Here is a 13,874-nt window from a genome sequence, read left to right on the forward strand (position 1 = left end):
GCGGCTCAGTCCGGGGTGACGATGCGTCCGCGCAGCGAGTTGGTCAGCGCCTCGGTGATGACCACGTCCACGAACTGGCCGATCAGCCGCTTCGGGCCCGGGAAATTGACCGAGCGCATGTTCTCGGTCTTGCCGGTCAGCTCGTTGTCGTCCTTGCGCGAGGTGCCCTCCACCAGCACGGTCTGCACGCTGCCGACCATGTTCCTGGAGATGCCGGCGGCATATGCGTTGATGTGCGCCTGCAGGCGCGACAGGCGCGCGTGCTTCTCCGCCTCGGGGGTGGTGTCCTCCAGGTCGGCGGCCGGGGTGCCGGGGCGGCGCGAGTAGATGAAGGAGAAGCTCTGGTCGAAGCCCACGTCCTCGATCAGCTTCATGGTCTTCTCGAAGTCGGCCTCGGTCTCGCCGGGAAAGCCGACGATGAAATCCGAACTGATCGAGATGTCCGGGCGTACCGCGCGCAGCTTGCGGATCTTGGCCTTGAACTCGAGCGCGGTGTAACCGCGCTTCATGGCGCTGAGCACGCGGTCGCTGCCGGCCTGTACCGGCAGGTGCAGGTAATTGGCCAGCTTGGGCACGTCGCGGTAGGCGTCCACCAGCGAGTCGCTGAACTCCAGCGGGTGCGAGGTGGTGAAGCGGATGCGGCCGATGCCGTCGATCTCGGCGATGGTGCGGATCAGCAGGCCGAGGTCGGCGATCTCGCCGTCGCCGTACGGGCCCCGGTAGGCATTGACGTTCTGGCCGAGCAGGTTGATCTCGCGCACGCCCTGCGCGGCCAGCTGCGCGCACTCCACCACCACGTCCTCGAACGGGCGGCTGACCTCGGTGCCGCGGGTATAGGGCACCACGCAGAACGAGCAGTACTTGGAACAGCCTTCCATGATCGACACGAACGCCGAAGGGCCTTCGGCGCGCGGCTCGGGCAGGCGGTCGAACTTTTCGATCTCGGGGAAGCTGATGTCCACCTGCGGGCGGTTCTGCTCGCGGCGGGCACGGATCAGCTCCGGCAGCCGGTGCAGGGTCTGCGGGCCGAACACCAGGTCCACGTACGGCGCGCGCTTGACGATGGCCTCGCCCTCCTGCGACGCCACGCAGCCACCGACGCCGATGATCACGTCACGGCCGCCGGCCTTGAGTTCCTTCCAGCGGCCGAGCTGGCTGAACACCTTCTCCTGCGCCTTCTCGCGGATGGAACAGGTATTGACCAGCACCACGTCCGCCTCCTCGGGGTTGTCGGTCAGCTCCAGGCCCTCGGCCTGCGCCAGCACGTCGGCCATCTTGGCCGAGTCGTACTCGTTCATCTGGCAACCGTGGGTCTTGATGTAGAGCTTGCCGCGCGCCGGCGTGCCGGCGGCCGCACCGCGGGCACCGGGCAGGGGGATCAATTCGGGGGTGTTCATGTCGACGGAAGACACGGCGGAAACCGCCGTGTTCGGCAGGGGGGAGGCGGGCGTCCCGGGCATGGCGCTTATTCCAGACGGGTGGGCGGGCAGGCGGCGCTGGCGCCGCGGCGGGGGGCGATTGTACCGGGGTTGCCGGTACCGGGCGTACCGGCGGCGGCCGGCAGTTGGCATTCCGGGCGCGAAACTGGGACACTTCCGCCCGCAATGAAGACCGGACTGGGGATTGCTGGGGTATTGATCGCCGCGCTGACGGCTATGCCGGCCAGTGCCGGTACCCTGTACAAGTGCCTCGGCGCCGATGGCGTCTCCAACTACGTCAGCAAGCGCATCCGCGGAGCCAGCTGCAGCGTGGTCGGCAGCTACCGGCCGTCGGCCCGGCCGGCCAGCCGGCCACCGGCCGCCGCGCCCGCGGCCAGTGCCGGGGGCGCCGCCACCGCGGACCGCCCCGCGCCCACCACGGTGACCGCCAGCGCCGCGCCCGCCACACCGGCGCCAGCGCCGGCGCCCGTCAGCCGCGCGCAGCGGGTGGTCAGCGGGCAGGTCTATACCTACATGAAGGACGGCGTGCGCCACTACACCAGCGCCCGTCCGGCGCAGGTCGCCAGCCTGGGCGAAGTACGCACCATCCGCTACAGCTACATCGAGCGCTGCTATGCCTGCGGCGCCAATCCCGGCGTCAACTTCGGCACGGTGCGGCTCAACACCCAGGCCTATCGCGCCGAAATCGCCGCCGCGGCGCGCGAGTTCGGGGTCGAGGAAGCGGTGGTGCGCGCGGTGATCCATGCCGAGTCGGCGTTCAATCCCACTGCCTTGAGCCGCGCCGGCGCGCAGGGGCTGATGCAGCTGATGCCGGCCACCGCGCGCCGCTTCGGCGTGAGCGATGCCTACGACGCCAGCCAGAACATCCGCGGCGGCGTGCGCTACCTGTCATGGCTGCTGCGCCGCTTCAACGGTGACCTGACGCTGGCCGCGGCCGGTTACAACGCCGGCGAGGGCGCGGTGGATCGGCACGGGGGCGTGCCGCCCTACAACGAAACCCAGTATTACGTAAAGCGCGTGGCGCAGTTGGCCGACCGCTACCGTGGCGAGCTGGGTTCGCGCCAATGAGTGCTGTTCTTTTTTTATTCCAGGAGCGCGTGACAAAAGTCATGGACTCGTGTTTCATCGCGTTGTGCGGCCGCTGAGCGTTCAGCTAAACTCGGGGGAGATTCGATTCTGAGCGGTCCGGTTCCACCGGTCGCAGGCAGCCGCAAGCCACCTAATCAATATCGGAGGGCCGGATGGCCAACGATGGGGTAAACGATCCAGTCAATGCCGGACGCCGGCGCTTCCTGACCGCGACCACCGCCGTGGTCGGCGCAGTCGGGGCAGGTTTCGCAGCAGTTCCTTTCATCAAGTCATGGAATCCCAGTGCCAAGGCCCAGCTGGCCGGCGCACCGGTGAATGCCGACATCAGCGCGTTGCAGGAGGGGCAGCGCCTGGTCCTGGAGTGGCGAGGCCAGCCGATCTGGATCGTCAAGCGCTCCAAGGCGGTGCTCGAGGCGTTGCCGACGCTCGATGGCCGCCTGCGCGACCCCAAGTCCGAGAATGCGGACCAGCAGCCGGATTATGTGCGCAAGGCCAACCCGGAGCTGCGCTCGATCAAGCCGGAAATCTCGGTGCTGGTCGGCCTGTGCACCCACCTGGGCTGCTCGCCGGAAATGGCCGCCGAGATCAAGCCCGAGCCGTATGACCCGGAATGGAAGGGTGGCTACTTCTGCCCCTGCCACAAGTCGCGCTTCGACATGGCCGGACGCGTGTTCCAGGGCGTGCCGGCGCCGACCAACCTGGTCGTGCCACCACACCACTACGCCGACGACAACACCATCGTCATCGGCGTCGATCCGAAGGGGGCGGCGTAATCATGGCTGACAACATCCTCGTCCGCGCCGCCAATGGCGTGATGGGCTGGGTCAACGACCGCGCCCCGGCGCTGATGCCGATGTACCGGAAGCACATGTCCGAGTACTACGCGCCGAAGAACTTCAACATCTGGTACATCTTCGGCGTGCTGTCGATGGTGGTGCTGATCAACCAGATCGTCACCGGCATCTTCCTCACCATGCATTACAAGACCAGCGCGGCGGAAGCCTTTGCCTCGGTCGAGTACATCATGCGCGACGTGGAGTGGGGCTGGCTGATCCGCTACATGCACAGCACCGGCGCCTCGCTGTTCTTCATCGTCGTCTACCTGCACATGTTCCGCGGGCTGATGTACGGCTCCTACAAGAAGCCGCGTGAGCTGGTCTGGATCCTGGGCATGCTGATCTACCTGGCGCTGATGGCCGAAGCCTTCATGGGCTACGTGCTGCCGTGGGGCCAGATGTCGTTCTGGGGCGCGAAGGTCATCATCTCGCTGTTCGGCGCGATCCCGGTGATCGGCAACGGCCTGACCGAGTGGATCATGGGCGACTACCTGCCGTCCGACGCCACCTTGAACCGCTTCTTCGCCCTGCACGTGATCGCGGTGCCGCTGGTGCTGCTGCTGCTGGTGGTGCTGCACCTGGGGGCGCTGCACGAGGTGGGCTCCAACAATCCCGACGGCGTGGAGATCAAGAAGGGCCCGAAGGGCAACCGCTGGTCGCCGACCGCGCCGGCCGATGGCGTGCCGTTCCATCCGTACTACACGGTGAAGGACACCTTCTACGTGTTCGCGATGATGGTCATCGCCGCCTTCATCATCTTCTTCGCCCCGGCGTTCGGCGGCTGGTTCCTCGAGCACGACAACTTCACCGAGGCCAACAGCCTGGTGACCCCGGCGCACATCAAGCCGGTGTGGTACTACACGCCGTACTACGCGATGCTGCGGGTGATCCCGCACAAGCTCAGCGGCGTGCTGGTGATGTTCGGTGCCATCGCGATCCTGTTCCTGGTGCCGTGGCTGGACCGCGCCAAGGTCAAGTCCTACCGCTACCGCGGCCTGCTGTCCAAGCTGCTGCTGTTCGGCTTCGCCATCAGCTTCGTGTGGCTGGGCAAGATCGGCGCGGGCCCGGGTACCGACCCGGTGGAGACCATCATCGGCCGTTTCCTGACCGCGTATTACTTCCTCTTCTTCCTGACCATGCCAGTGTGGACCAAGCTGGACAAGACCAAGCCGGTGCCGGAGCGGGTGACGACGCATGACTAAGAAATGGATTGCCTTGCTGGCATCGGCCGCTGCCGCGCTCCTGTTCTCGGCCACTACCTTCGCCGCCACCGAAGGCGCGCTGCAGCAGGCCGGCAACGACCTGTCCGACCAGGCATCGCTGCAGCGTGGTGCGCAGGCCTACATGAACTACTGCTCGGGCTGCCATTCGCTGAAGTACCTGCGTTACTCGCGCATGGCGTCGGACCTTGGCCTGACCGAGCAGCAGGTCATGGACAACCTGAATTTCACCGGTGCCAAGTTCGGTGAGCAGATCCATGTCGCCATGACCAAGGCGCAGGGCGAGAAGTGGTTCGGCAAGATGCCGCCGGACCTGAGCCTGATCGCACGCGTGCGCCAGAGCGATTGGGTCTACACCTATCTCAAGTCGTTCTACCTGGACGAGTCGCGGCCGCTGGGCTGGAACAACAAGCTGTTCCCGAACGCCTCCATGCCCAACCCGCTGTGGGAGCTGCAGGGCCTGCAGCACGCCGAGTTCGGCGAGCCCGACGCGGCCGGCGAGCGGCACCCGGAGCGGTTGGTGGTGACCAGTCCGGGCAAGGTGACGCCGCAGGAGTACGACCAGACCGTGCGCGACATCACCAATTTCCTGGAGTACGCGGGCGAGCCGGCCGCACTCAAGCGCCAGAGCCTGGGCGTGTGGGTGGTGCTGTTCCTGGCGCTGCTCTCCTTCCTGGCTTACCTGCTCAAGAACGAGTACTGGACCGACGTGCATTGACGTGAGGGTGGGTCCCGGACCGGTGCGGGGGCAGGTTCCCCGGCACTTGGCATCGGCACCGGCTGACTGCACACTCAGGGAAGGTGGCGACCGCGGGCGCTGGGCCCGCGGCGCCGTAAGGCTGGCGGATGCCGGCCCTTGGAGAGCCCTTGATGGCGGCGAGTGTGCGCATGCGAAATACCCTGACGTTGTTCTCGGCCAATGACGATGTCTTGTGCCATCGGGTGCGGCTGGTACTGGCCGCGAAGGGCGTCACCTACGATCTGGTCCCGGTCGATCCACAGAATCCGCCGGAAGACCTCATCGACCTCAATCCCTACCATTCGGTGCCGACCTTGGTCGAGCGCGAGCTGGTGCTCTATGCGGCCTCGGTGGTCAGCGAATACCTGGACGAGCGCTACCCGCATCCACCGCTGATGCCGGTGGACCCGTTGTCGCGGGCGCGCCTGCGCCTGGCGATGTTGCGCATCGAGCACGACTGGGTGCCCCAGGTGCAGGCGATCCAGCTGGGCAACAAGAGCCAGGCCGAAGCCGCCCGCAAGCGGCTGAAGGAGCTGGTGGCGCAGTCGGTGCCGTTGTTCAAGGCATCCAAGTTCTTCCTCAATCCGGAAATGAGCCTTGCCGACTGCGCGATGGCGCCGATCATCTGGCGGCTCGAGGCACTGGGCATCGCGCTGCCCAAGGACGGCAAGGCCATCGAGGACTACGGCAACCGCATCTTCCGCAACCCGGGTTTCATCCGCAGCCTCACCGAACAGGAAAAGAAGCTGCGCGACCTGCCGGCCTGACGCATCTGCTGTATGCAGACTTATCGATCACCGCCGCAGGGCGGTGACGGCACCCGATGCCGCGTACACTTGCCCCATGAGTGAAGAATCTTTCCGCATGAGCAGCCATCGCCCCTACCTGTTGCGGGCGCTGGTGGAGTGGATCAACGACAACGGCATGACCCCGCACATCATGGTCGACGCCGGCGTGCCCGGCGTGCAGGTGCCGGCCAGCGCCGTAAAGGACGAGCGGGTCGTGCTGAACATCGCCGAGCGCGCGGTGATGCGGCTGCACATCGACAACGATGCGGTGAGTTTCACCGCGCGTTTTTCCGGCGTCAGCTTCCCGGTGAACGTGCCGATCGCCGCGGTGCTGGCGGTGTATGCGCGCGAAACCGGGCAGGGCATGGCTTTGCCCGATGACATTCCGGGCAATGATGGGCCGGAACCGCACGACGACGATACGCCGCCGCCCACGCCACCGGATCCGCCGCAGCCCTCGGGCAAGCGCCCGTTCCTGCGGGTCGTGAAATGAACCCACCGCCGCCGCCAGGCGGCGGTTTCGTTTGCATGGCAGTGCGGATCGCGCCGCGTGCCGGCGTCAGATGTCCTCCGCCTCGTCGCGCGGCTGCAGCATGCTGACCCGGGCGCTGGCCGGGCCGACGAAGGACACCAGCTGCCTGCCGCGCAGCACCATGCGCCCGCTATGGCGCTCGACGCCATCGTAGGAATAATCGAAGCGGAAACTGCGCTCGAAGCCCAGCCAGCCGCTGGGCAGCCGGCACAGCCGCAGCCCGGTGGCATGCACGCTCTGGTCCAGCCACTGCACGTCCGCCGCCTGGCAGGCGTTGCGGCCGAGTTCGGTCGCGCGTTCGGCCGCGGCCCGGGACGCATCCCAGAAGGCATAGCCGATGGCGCCGAGGATCATCAGGATCAACAAGGTAGGCATGGCGCCACTTTAGGCGGCCGCGCGCAAAAGCGGAACCACGCCCGATGCGATGGGTGGCGCGTGCCAGGCGACGATCGCGGCGCGGAGCCGGGCGTGCGCCGGGCTGTTCAGCGCTCGCTGGCCGCCGCATCCACCGGCGTCGGTGCCGGTGCTTCCACCAGCTTCAGCAGTGCCGCCCAGTCCTGGCGGTTGAAGTCGCACTCCTCCTCGCGGCCGGGCGAGCACGCGGGCTCCAGCGTCAACGGCTGCGGGTCGGCCGGCGCCGGCATGAGCAGGCGTCCGGTCCGGTCCAGCGGCAGCTTGCGCATCACCACCGTGTTGGCGACGTTGCCGCCTACCAGGTACAGGGTCTGGTCGCCGCCGGCATTGGCGGCCACGACCACTTCGCAGTGCGACTTCCAGCGGTCGGCGCCGCCGCCGTCCAGGGCCTGCGCCAGGCCCGCGTAGCTGAGCGGCCTGCTGCGTTCGCGCAGGAAGCACAGCAGGTCGCCGGGCGCCGGTTTTTCCTGCATCGGATCGGTGAGCCGGTAGGGCCGGGCGGCGGCGCCACCGCGGCGGGCGGCACGGATGTAGTCGATATGCCGGGGCGAGCGGGCGAAGCCCGGCACGCCGGCACGCGTCATTACCCAGGAAACGAACGCGCCCGACCAGGGATTGTCGACCAGGAACGCACGGCAATCGTTATCGGTGGTGCGCTCGCCGGGCAGTGCCATGCAACTGCGGGCGCCGGGCAGGGCGGCCATCGGCGACAGCGTGCCGCTCTCGCGCCAGTAGCCGGCCACCCGCTGCCACGCGACCAGGCCATCGTCGGCCAGGCTGCCGCTCTCGGCCTCGGTGATGGCGAGGCTGGCGATGCGCCCGTCGCGATCGATGAAAGGGCGGTACCAGAGACGGTGTTCGTCGCACGCGGCGCGGATGACCGCCTTGGCGGTTTCGCCCACGCCATAGCGCGGCGGGATGTCACAGACTTCCACCGCCGCGGCTGGCAGGGCGGGCAATGACAGCGCACAGCAGAGCAGGAAGCGGTGGGCCACGGCGGGTTTCCTTCGGGCATGCATGCGAGCCTTGCAGAGCCGAGCGTGGCGGTGCCGTGAAATCAGCGCGGCGGTGGGCCCAGCTTCAGCGACAGGTCGATCGCCTGCACATGCTTGGTCAGTCCACCGATGGAAACATAGTCGACCCCGTCCTCGGCGATCGCGCGCAGCCCGTCCAGGCCGACGCTGCCGGAAACCTCCAGTGGAATGCGCTTCGCGGGCGCCTGGCTGGCGGCGATGCGTACCGCATCGCGGCGCATGGCCGGGCTGAAGTCGTCGATCAGGATGCGGTCGCAACCGGCGGCCAGCGCCTCTTCCAGCTGCGCCAGGTCCTCCACCTCGACCACCAGCGGCAGCGCCGGTTGCTGCGCGCGCGCGGCGCGTACCGCGGCGGTCAACGAGCCGGCGGCGCGGATGTGGTTCTCCTTCAGCATCACCATGTCGAACAGGCCGATGCGGTGGTTGTCGCCGCCGCCGCAGCGCACCGCGTACTTCTGCGCCAGGCGCAGGCCGGGCAGGGTCTTGCGGGTGTCGAGGATGCGTGTCCCGGTGCCGGCCACGGCCGCGACATGGCGCGCGGTGGTGGTGGCGGTGGCCGACAGCGTCTGCATGAAATTCAGCGACGTGCGCTCGGCGCTGACCAGGGCGCGGCTGCGGCCCTGCAGCGTGGCCAGCACGGTGCCGGCGGCGACCTGCTCGCCCTCCCGCACCCGCCAGTCGATCCTGACCTGCGGATCGAGCGCGCGGTGGGTGGCGTCGAACCAGGGGCGGCCGGCGATCACCGCGTCCTGCTTGCACAGCAGGTAGGCGCAGTCGGCGGTATCGGGCAGCAGCGCGGCGGTGACGTCGCCGCTGCCGATGTCCTCGGCCAGGGCGCGGGCGACGTCGGCGTCGATCTGCTCCTGCGGCGGAGCGGCCGGCGGCTGCGGCAGCATCACTTGCCCGGGAAACCGTCGATCTGCGCGGTGGCGATGGCCTCCTCGGGCAGCAGCACCGGGATGCCGTCCTCGACCCGGAACACCTGCCTGCGGTCGCGGGTGACCAGCGCCTCGCGCAGCGGTTCTGCCTGCGCGCTGCCGTCGGCGCGGCTGACGCCGCCGGCGGCGATGGCGCGGTTCAGCGCTTCCAGTCCGGCACTGTCCAGCAGGGCCAGCGGCTGGCGGGTGTCGGGCGAGACGAGCAGGTCGAGCAGTTTGCGGTCCATCGGGTCGTGGTCTTGCGTGGAAGATGGCTAGAATACGTCTTTGCAGCAGGTGACGGCCAATGACCCCCAATTCCTCCGCGCCGCTCGTCGGCATCGTGATGGGTTCCCGTTCCGACTGGGAAACCATGCAGCACGCGGCCCAGAAGCTCGACGCGCTGGGTGTGCCCTATGAAGTGAAGGTGGTTTCGGCGCATCGCACGCCGGACGTGCTGTTCACCTATGCCGAACAGGCCGGCCCGCGCGGGCTGCGCGCGATCATCGCCGGCGCCGGCGGCGCCGCCCACCTGCCGGGGATGATCGCGGCCAAGACCGCGGTGCCGGTGCTCGGCGTTCCGGTGCAGTCCAAGGCACTGAACGGCATGGATTCGCTGCTGTCGATCGTGCAGATGCCGGCCGGGATCCCGGTGGCGACATTCGCCATCGGCAATGCCGGCGCGTCGAACGCGGCGCTGTTCGCGGCGGCGATGCTGGCGCCGGCGCAACCGGCCATCGGCCAGGCGCTGGAGGCATTCCGCGCGCGCCAGACCGCCGACGTGATGGCCGCCGACGATCCGCGCCAATGACCACGGTCGGCATCCTCGGCGGCGGGCAGCTGGCCCGCATGATGGTCCTGGCCGGTGCGCCGCTCGGCCTGCGCTTCGTGGTGTTCGATCCCGCCGCCGACGCCTGCGCCGGGCAGCTGGCGCCGCTGCAGGTGGGGGCGTTCGACGACACCGCCGCGCTGGCCGAGTTCGCCGCACGGGTGGACGTGGTCACCTTCGATTTCGAGAACGTGCCGGCCGCCAGCGCGCGCTGGCTGGCCGAGCGCAGGCCGGTGTTTCCCAACCCCGCCGCGCTGGCGGTGGCGCAGGACCGGCTCAGCGAGAAATCCCTGTTCCAGGAGCTGGGCATTCCGCTGCCGCCGTTCGCCGATATCCGCAGCCGCGACGAGCTGGCGGCGAAGGCCGCCGAGTTCGGCATGCCCTGCATCCTCAAGACGCGCCGGCTCGGGTACGACGGCAAGGGCCAGTTCCGCATCCGCGGCGAGGCCGACATCGATGCCGCCTGGCAGGCGCTGGGCGCCCAGGTGGACACGACCGGCCTGATCCTGGAGGGCTTCGTCGCCTTCGACCGCGAGGTCAGCGTGGTGGCCGTGCGTGGCCGCGATGGCGAGTTCCGCGCCTGGCCGCTGACCGGCAACTGGCATGTCGATGGCGTGCTGTCGGCGAGCCTGGCGCCGGCCCCCGCGGGCGCGGCCCAGCACGAAGCGGCCATCGGCTATGCGCGCCGGGTGGCCGAGCGGCTCGACTACGTCGGCGTGTTCGCGCTCGAACTGTTCTGCCGCGGCGACGAGCTGCTGGCCAACGAGATGGCACCGCGCGTGCACAACTCCGGCCACTGGACCAGTGACGGCGCGGAAACCTCGCAGTTCGAGAACCATCTGCGCGCGGTGCTGGGCCTGCCGCTGGGCGACACCCGGGTGCTGGGCCACGCCTGCATGCTCAACTGGCTCGGCCGGATGCCGGATGCGCGTGCGGTACTCGCCGAGCCCGCCGGCCACTGGCACGACTACGGCAAGCAGCCGCGCGAAGGCCGCAAGGTGGGCCATGCCAACCTGCGCGACGACGATGCCGCGGCATTGGCCGACGCGCTGGAGCGGGTGGGGCAGGCGCTTGCCCGGCCGGCGCAGGTCGAACCGGTGGTGCGCGCGCTGCGCGGCCGCTGACCGCGCCAGCGCCGGGATCCACGGCGTGGCGGTGCGCTCCCATGCGCACCGCCGCGACCGGCCGGGTGGTAGCGTGGCGGCTCCTTCCCTCGGAGTGGCCGCCATGCTGGACTGGAATGCATACCGTCGCGAGCTGAAGGGGCGTATCGGCGAGCTGGGCAAGCTCTCGCCCGATACGCTCAAGGGCTACATGACGCTGAGCGGTGCCGGCGCGCAGACCGCGCACCTGGATGCCCGGACCCGCGAGCTGATCGCCCTGGCGGTGGCGGTGACGACCCGCTGCGACGGCTGCATCACCACCCATGTCGACGCGGCGCTGAAACAGGGCGCGAGCCGCGAGGAGATCGCCGAGGCGCTGGGCGTGGCGGTCGCGCTCAATGCCGGTGCCGCGCTGGTGTTCTCGGCGCGGGTGCTGGACGCGGTGGACGCCCACGGCTGAGGCGGCCCGGGCCGCGGCCGGGTCGGTCGCGGGCGGTGACGCCCGCGCAGGCCCGCCGGCGCGCTCAGCGCAGCCGGGCGCCGACGAAATCCCAGTTCACCAGCTTCCAGAACGCCTGCAGGTAGCGCCCGCGGTCGTCCTGGAAGTCGGTGTAATAGGCATGCTCCCACAGGTCGCAGCCCAGCAGGGGCGTGCTGTCGCCGGTCAGCGGCGTGTTGGCGTTGCGGGTGGTGACGATGGCCAGGCGGCCGTCCGGATGCTGTACCAGCCACGCCCAGCCGGAACCGGCCAGGGCCAGTGCCGCGCGGTTGAATTCCTCGCGCAGTTTCTGGGTGTCGCCGAACTGGCGGGCGATCAGGTCGGCCAGCGCGCCGTGCGGCTCGCCGCCGGCCCGCGGGTGCAGGCACTGCCAGTAGAAAGCGTGGTTCCAGGCCTGCGCGGCGGCTTCGAACAGGCTGCCCTGGCTGGCGCGGACGATCTCCTCCAGTGCCAGGCCCTCCAGTTCGGTGCCGGCGATGCGGGCGTTGACGGCTTCGATCTCGGCGCGCTGGTGGTGGCCGTGGTGCAGGTCCAGGGTCGCCGCGGTGAGATGCGGCTGCAGGGCGTCGCGGGGATAGGGCAGGTCGGGCAGTTCGACGGGCATGGTCCGTTTCTTTTCGGTCTGGGGCGCCGGCAGCCGGCTGGCTCGGCTTACAATCGGCAGCCACGGGGGAAGAGTCTATCCGACCGGACAGGCCGTTCCTTCGCAGCAGCTGGGAGATTGCAATGGCGGTGATGGAGCAAATCCAGGCGGAGGTGGAGCAGCATCCCCTCGTCCTGTTCATGAAAGGGACGCCGCAGTATCCGATGTGCGGGTTCTCCAGCCGGGCCGTACAGGCGCTGCTGGCGGCGGGCGCGGTCAACCTGCGCACCGTCAACGTGCTCGAGCTGCCCGAAGTGCGCGCCAACCTGCCGCGCTATTCCAACTGGCCGACGTTTCCGCAGTTCTTCATGCATGGCGAACTGATCGGCGGCTGCGACATCATCCTGGAACTGCTGGAGTCGGGCGAGCTCAAGCGCATCGTCGCCGAGGCGGGCCAGGCATGAGCGCGCAATCGATCGACGCCGGCAACGCGCCGGTCCCGGGTTCGCGCCTGGACGGGCGCGTCGTGCTGGTTGCCGGTGCCGCCGGCGGCCTCGGTGCGGCGGCGTCGCGGGCCTGCGCCGCAGCCGGCGCCACCGTGGTCCTGCTCGGGCGCAAGGTCGCCAAGCTCAACCGCGTCTACGACAGCGCCGCGCAGCTCGGTCCCGAGCCGTTGTTGTATCCGCTGGACATGGAGGGCGCCTCGCCGGACGACTATGCCGAACTGGCCACGCGGCTGGAGTCGGAGGTCGGCCGGCTCGATGGCCTGCTGCACTGTGCGGCCGATTTCGCCGGGCTCACGCCCTTCGCGCTCGCGGACCCGGCGGCATTCGCGCGCGCCATCCATGTCAATCTCACCGCCCGCGCCTGGCTCACCCAGGCCTGCCTGCCGCTGCTGCGCCAGCGCGAGGATGCGGCGGTGGTGTTCGCCCTGGACGATCAGCAGCGGGTCGGCCAGGCCTACTGGGGCGGCTATGGCGTGGCCCAGTATGGCCTGCGTGGCCTGCTCGATACCCTGCACCACGAACTGCGCAGCGGTCCGGTGCGGGTCAGCGGCCTGCAGCCGCGGCCGATGCGCACGCCGCTGCGGGCGCGCGCCTTCACCCACGAAACCGACTACGCGCCGGTCGACCCGGCGGCCTGCGCCGATGCCTGCGTACAGCTGCTGGCCGCCGATGGCGCGGCCTGGCGCGGCAAGGTGCTGGAACTGCGCGGGTGACGATCCTCTCCGCCGCGCTGCTGCTGTTCCTGATCCTGGATCCGCTGGGCAACATCCCGGTGTTCCTCAGCCTGCTCAAGCCGCTGGCGCCCCGCCGCCAGCGCGTGGTCCTGGTGCGCGAGCTGCTGATCGCGCTGGCCGTGCTGATGGCCTTCCTGTGGGGCGGCAAGTACGCGCTGGAGCTGATGCACCTGCGCCAGGAGTCGGTGGCCATCGCCGGTGGCATCGTGCTGTTCCTGATCGGCATCCGCATGATCTTCCCGCGGCCGGAAGGGCTGATGGGGGCGGTGCCGGATGGCGAGCCGTTCATCGTGCCGATGGCGATCCCGCTGGTGGCCGGGCCGTCGGGCATGGCGGCGGTCATGCTGATGGGCAGCAACGAGCCTGACCGGCTCGGTGAATGGAGCCTGGCACTGCTGCTGGCGTGGGGCGCCACGGCGGCGATCCTGATGTCGGCGACGCTGCTCTACAAGCTGCTCGGGGCGCGGGCGCTGACCGCGCTGGAGCGCCTCATGGGCATGCTGCTCGTCGCCATTTCCGTGCAGATGTTGCTAGACGGTGTCGCCACCTACCTGGCGTCCATACCGTAAGTCTTTGATTCGATTGTGTCGCATTTGCTGCAATGCAAGATGG

General features: G+C 69.1%; 18 protein-coding genes. 12 read left to right on the forward strand and 6 right to left on the reverse strand.

Translation table 11 applies throughout. The annotated features are described in order from the left end of the window. Positions 1-5: 5 nt before the first annotated feature. Complete coding sequence (gene miaB, locus ACJ7VY_RS05950; RefSeq protein WP_409476789.1) at positions 6-1,436, reverse strand: tRNA (N6-isopentenyl adenosine(37)-C2)-methylthiotransferase MiaB; 1,431 nt, start codon at positions 1,434-1,436, stop codon at positions 6-8. 168 nt (positions 1,437-1,604) lie between these two features. Here miaB and ACJ7VY_RS05955 point away from each other — a divergent pair, with 168 nt between their 5' ends. The 6 genes from ACJ7VY_RS05955 (at position 1,605) to ACJ7VY_RS05980 (ending at position 6,604) form a co-directional block, all read left to right on the forward strand. Further along, a complete protein-coding gene (locus ACJ7VY_RS05955; protein ID WP_409476563.1) occupies positions 1,605-2,507 on the forward strand; it encodes a lytic transglycosylase domain-containing protein in 903 nt (300 codons plus the stop codon). Between the two features lie 173 nt (positions 2,508-2,680). Next, entirely contained in the window at positions 2,681-3,301 is a 621-nt protein-coding gene (gene petA / locus ACJ7VY_RS05960; RefSeq protein WP_104938486.1) for a ubiquinol-cytochrome c reductase iron-sulfur subunit, read from the forward strand. Between the two features lie 2 nt (positions 3,302-3,303). Beyond that, a complete protein-coding gene (locus ACJ7VY_RS05965; protein ID WP_409476564.1) occupies positions 3,304-4,566 on the forward strand; it encodes a cytochrome b in 1,263 nt (420 codons plus the stop codon). After that, complete coding sequence (locus ACJ7VY_RS05970) at positions 4,559-5,302, forward strand: cytochrome c1 (RefSeq protein ID WP_104938488.1); 744 nt, start codon at positions 4,559-4,561, stop codon at positions 5,300-5,302. Before ACJ7VY_RS05965 ends, ACJ7VY_RS05970 begins: the two co-directional genes overlap by 8 nt. A 152-nt stretch (positions 5,303-5,454) precedes the next feature. Beyond that, complete coding sequence (locus ACJ7VY_RS05975; RefSeq protein ID WP_161613196.1) at positions 5,455-6,090, forward strand: glutathione S-transferase N-terminal domain-containing protein; 636 nt, start codon at positions 5,455-5,457, stop codon at positions 6,088-6,090. A 76-nt stretch (positions 6,091-6,166) separates the two neighbouring features. Continuing rightward, positions 6,167-6,604, forward strand: coding sequence for a ClpXP protease specificity-enhancing factor (locus tag ACJ7VY_RS05980; RefSeq protein WP_161613188.1), 438 nt, complete (start codon positions 6,167-6,169; stop codon positions 6,602-6,604). 66 nt (positions 6,605-6,670) lie between these two features. Here the strand turns inward: ACJ7VY_RS05980 and ACJ7VY_RS05985 are convergent, their stop codons facing one another. From ACJ7VY_RS05985 to ACJ7VY_RS06000, 4 genes are all read right to left on the reverse strand, one after another. After that, positions 6,671-7,018, reverse strand: a complete 348-nt coding sequence (locus ACJ7VY_RS05985; RefSeq protein WP_104938491.1) for a DUF3301 domain-containing protein — start codon at positions 7,016-7,018, stop codon at positions 6,671-6,673. A 107-nt stretch (positions 7,019-7,125) separates the two neighbouring features. After that, positions 7,126-8,076: a DUF2272 domain-containing protein gene (locus tag ACJ7VY_RS05990; RefSeq protein WP_409476565.1), complete on the reverse strand. Its 951-nt coding sequence runs from the start codon at positions 8,074-8,076 to the stop codon at positions 7,126-7,128. A gap of 38 nt (positions 8,077-8,114) precedes the next feature. Further along, a complete protein-coding gene (gene nadC, locus ACJ7VY_RS05995; protein ID WP_313247370.1) occupies positions 8,115-8,987 on the reverse strand; it encodes a carboxylating nicotinate-nucleotide diphosphorylase in 873 nt (290 codons plus the stop codon). Beyond that, on the reverse strand, positions 8,987-9,256 hold the full coding sequence (locus ACJ7VY_RS06000) for a Trm112 family protein (RefSeq protein WP_161613186.1): 270 nt from the start codon (positions 9,254-9,256) through the stop codon (positions 8,987-8,989). Before ACJ7VY_RS06000 ends, nadC begins: the two co-directional genes overlap by 1 nt. Before the next feature lie 59 nt (positions 9,257-9,315). On the opposite strand from ACJ7VY_RS06000, the gene purE reads away from it, so the two are divergent. From purE to ACJ7VY_RS06015, 3 genes are all read left to right on the forward strand, one after another. Beyond that, positions 9,316-9,819, forward strand: coding sequence for a 5-(carboxyamino)imidazole ribonucleotide mutase (purE, locus tag ACJ7VY_RS06005; RefSeq protein WP_104938495.1), 504 nt, complete (start codon positions 9,316-9,318; stop codon positions 9,817-9,819). Further along, entirely contained in the window at positions 9,816-10,961 is a 1,146-nt protein-coding gene (locus ACJ7VY_RS06010; RefSeq protein ID WP_409476566.1) for a 5-(carboxyamino)imidazole ribonucleotide synthase, read from the forward strand. Before purE ends, ACJ7VY_RS06010 begins: the two co-directional genes overlap by 4 nt. A gap of 103 nt (positions 10,962-11,064) precedes the next feature. Continuing rightward, positions 11,065-11,400 (forward strand): carboxymuconolactone decarboxylase family protein, encoded by a 336-nt coding sequence (locus ACJ7VY_RS06015; protein ID WP_104938497.1) that lies wholly within the window; start codon positions 11,065-11,067, stop codon positions 11,398-11,400. A gap of 64 nt (positions 11,401-11,464) precedes the next feature. On the opposite strand, the gene ACJ7VY_RS06020 is transcribed toward ACJ7VY_RS06015, so the two are convergent. After that, positions 11,465-12,043, reverse strand: coding sequence for a superoxide dismutase (locus ACJ7VY_RS06020; protein WP_240211487.1), 579 nt, complete (start codon positions 12,041-12,043; stop codon positions 11,465-11,467). A gap of 122 nt (positions 12,044-12,165) precedes the next feature. On the opposite strand from ACJ7VY_RS06020, the gene grxD reads away from it, so the two are divergent. Genes grxD through ACJ7VY_RS06035 form a run of 3 tightly spaced genes read left to right on the forward strand, consistent with a single transcriptional unit; the run spans position 12,166 to position 13,831 of the window. Next, the gene (gene grxD, locus ACJ7VY_RS06025) at positions 12,166-12,486 is read left to right on the forward strand and encodes a Grx4 family monothiol glutaredoxin (RefSeq protein ID WP_104938499.1); all 321 of its coding nucleotides are present in this window, start codon (positions 12,166-12,168) and stop codon (positions 12,484-12,486) included. Further along, entirely contained in the window at positions 12,483-13,241 is a 759-nt protein-coding gene (locus ACJ7VY_RS06030) for an SDR family NAD(P)-dependent oxidoreductase (RefSeq protein ID WP_409476567.1), read from the forward strand. The genes grxD and ACJ7VY_RS06030 overlap by 4 nt, the downstream gene beginning before the upstream one ends. Next, positions 13,238-13,831, forward strand: a complete 594-nt coding sequence (locus ACJ7VY_RS06035) for a YhgN family NAAT transporter (protein ID WP_104938501.1) — start codon at positions 13,238-13,240, stop codon at positions 13,829-13,831. The genes ACJ7VY_RS06030 and ACJ7VY_RS06035 overlap by 4 nt, the downstream gene beginning before the upstream one ends. Positions 13,832-13,874: the final 43 nt, after the last annotated feature.

It is taken from the genome of Stenotrophomonas sp. Y-13 (assembly GCF_046267925.1).
Classification (GTDB): Bacteria; Pseudomonadota; Gammaproteobacteria; order Xanthomonadales; family Xanthomonadaceae; genus Stenotrophomonas; species Stenotrophomonas acidaminiphila_A.

Excerpts from the sequence above, each read along its gene's own strand:
- ACJ7VY_RS05955 (WP_409476563.1), top strand. The coding sequence starts at position 1,605 with ATGAAGACCGGACTGGGGATTGCTGGGGTATTGATCGCCGCGCTGACG.
- petA (WP_104938486.1), top strand. The coding sequence starts at position 2,681 with ATGGCCAACGATGGGGTAAACGATCCAGTCAATGCCGGACGCCGGCGC.
- ACJ7VY_RS05965 (WP_409476564.1), top strand. The coding sequence starts at position 3,304 with ATGGCTGACAACATCCTCGTCCGCGCCGCCAATGGCGTGATGGGCTGG.
- ACJ7VY_RS05970 (WP_104938488.1), top strand. The coding sequence starts at position 4,559 with ATGACTAAGAAATGGATTGCCTTGCTGGCATCGGCCGCTGCCGCGCTC.
- ACJ7VY_RS05975 (WP_161613196.1), top strand. The coding sequence starts at position 5,455 with ATGGCGGCGAGTGTGCGCATGCGAAATACCCTGACGTTGTTCTCGGCC.
- ACJ7VY_RS05980 (WP_161613188.1), top strand. The coding sequence starts at position 6,167 with ATGAGTGAAGAATCTTTCCGCATGAGCAGCCATCGCCCCTACCTGTTG.
- ACJ7VY_RS05985 (WP_104938491.1), bottom strand. The coding sequence starts at position 7,018 with ATGCCTACCTTGTTGATCCTGATGATCCTCGGCGCCATCGGCTATGCC.
- ACJ7VY_RS05990 (WP_409476565.1), bottom strand. The coding sequence starts at position 8,076 with ATGCATGCCCGAAGGAAACCCGCCGTGGCCCACCGCTTCCTGCTCTGC.
- nadC (WP_313247370.1), bottom strand. The coding sequence starts at position 8,987 with ATGCTGCCGCAGCCGCCGGCCGCTCCGCCGCAGGAGCAGATCGACGCC.
- ACJ7VY_RS06000 (WP_161613186.1), bottom strand. The coding sequence starts at position 9,256 with ATGGACCGCAAACTGCTCGACCTGCTCGTCTCGCCCGACACCCGCCAG.
- purE (WP_104938495.1), top strand. The coding sequence starts at position 9,316 with ATGACCCCCAATTCCTCCGCGCCGCTCGTCGGCATCGTGATGGGTTCC.
- ACJ7VY_RS06010 (WP_409476566.1), top strand. The coding sequence starts at position 9,816 with ATGACCACGGTCGGCATCCTCGGCGGCGGGCAGCTGGCCCGCATGATG.
- ACJ7VY_RS06015 (WP_104938497.1), top strand. The coding sequence starts at position 11,065 with ATGCTGGACTGGAATGCATACCGTCGCGAGCTGAAGGGGCGTATCGGC.
- ACJ7VY_RS06020 (WP_240211487.1), bottom strand. The coding sequence starts at position 12,043 with ATGCCCGTCGAACTGCCCGACCTGCCCTATCCCCGCGACGCCCTGCAG.
- grxD (WP_104938499.1), top strand. The coding sequence starts at position 12,166 with ATGGCGGTGATGGAGCAAATCCAGGCGGAGGTGGAGCAGCATCCCCTC.
- ACJ7VY_RS06030 (WP_409476567.1), top strand. The coding sequence starts at position 12,483 with ATGAGCGCGCAATCGATCGACGCCGGCAACGCGCCGGTCCCGGGTTCG.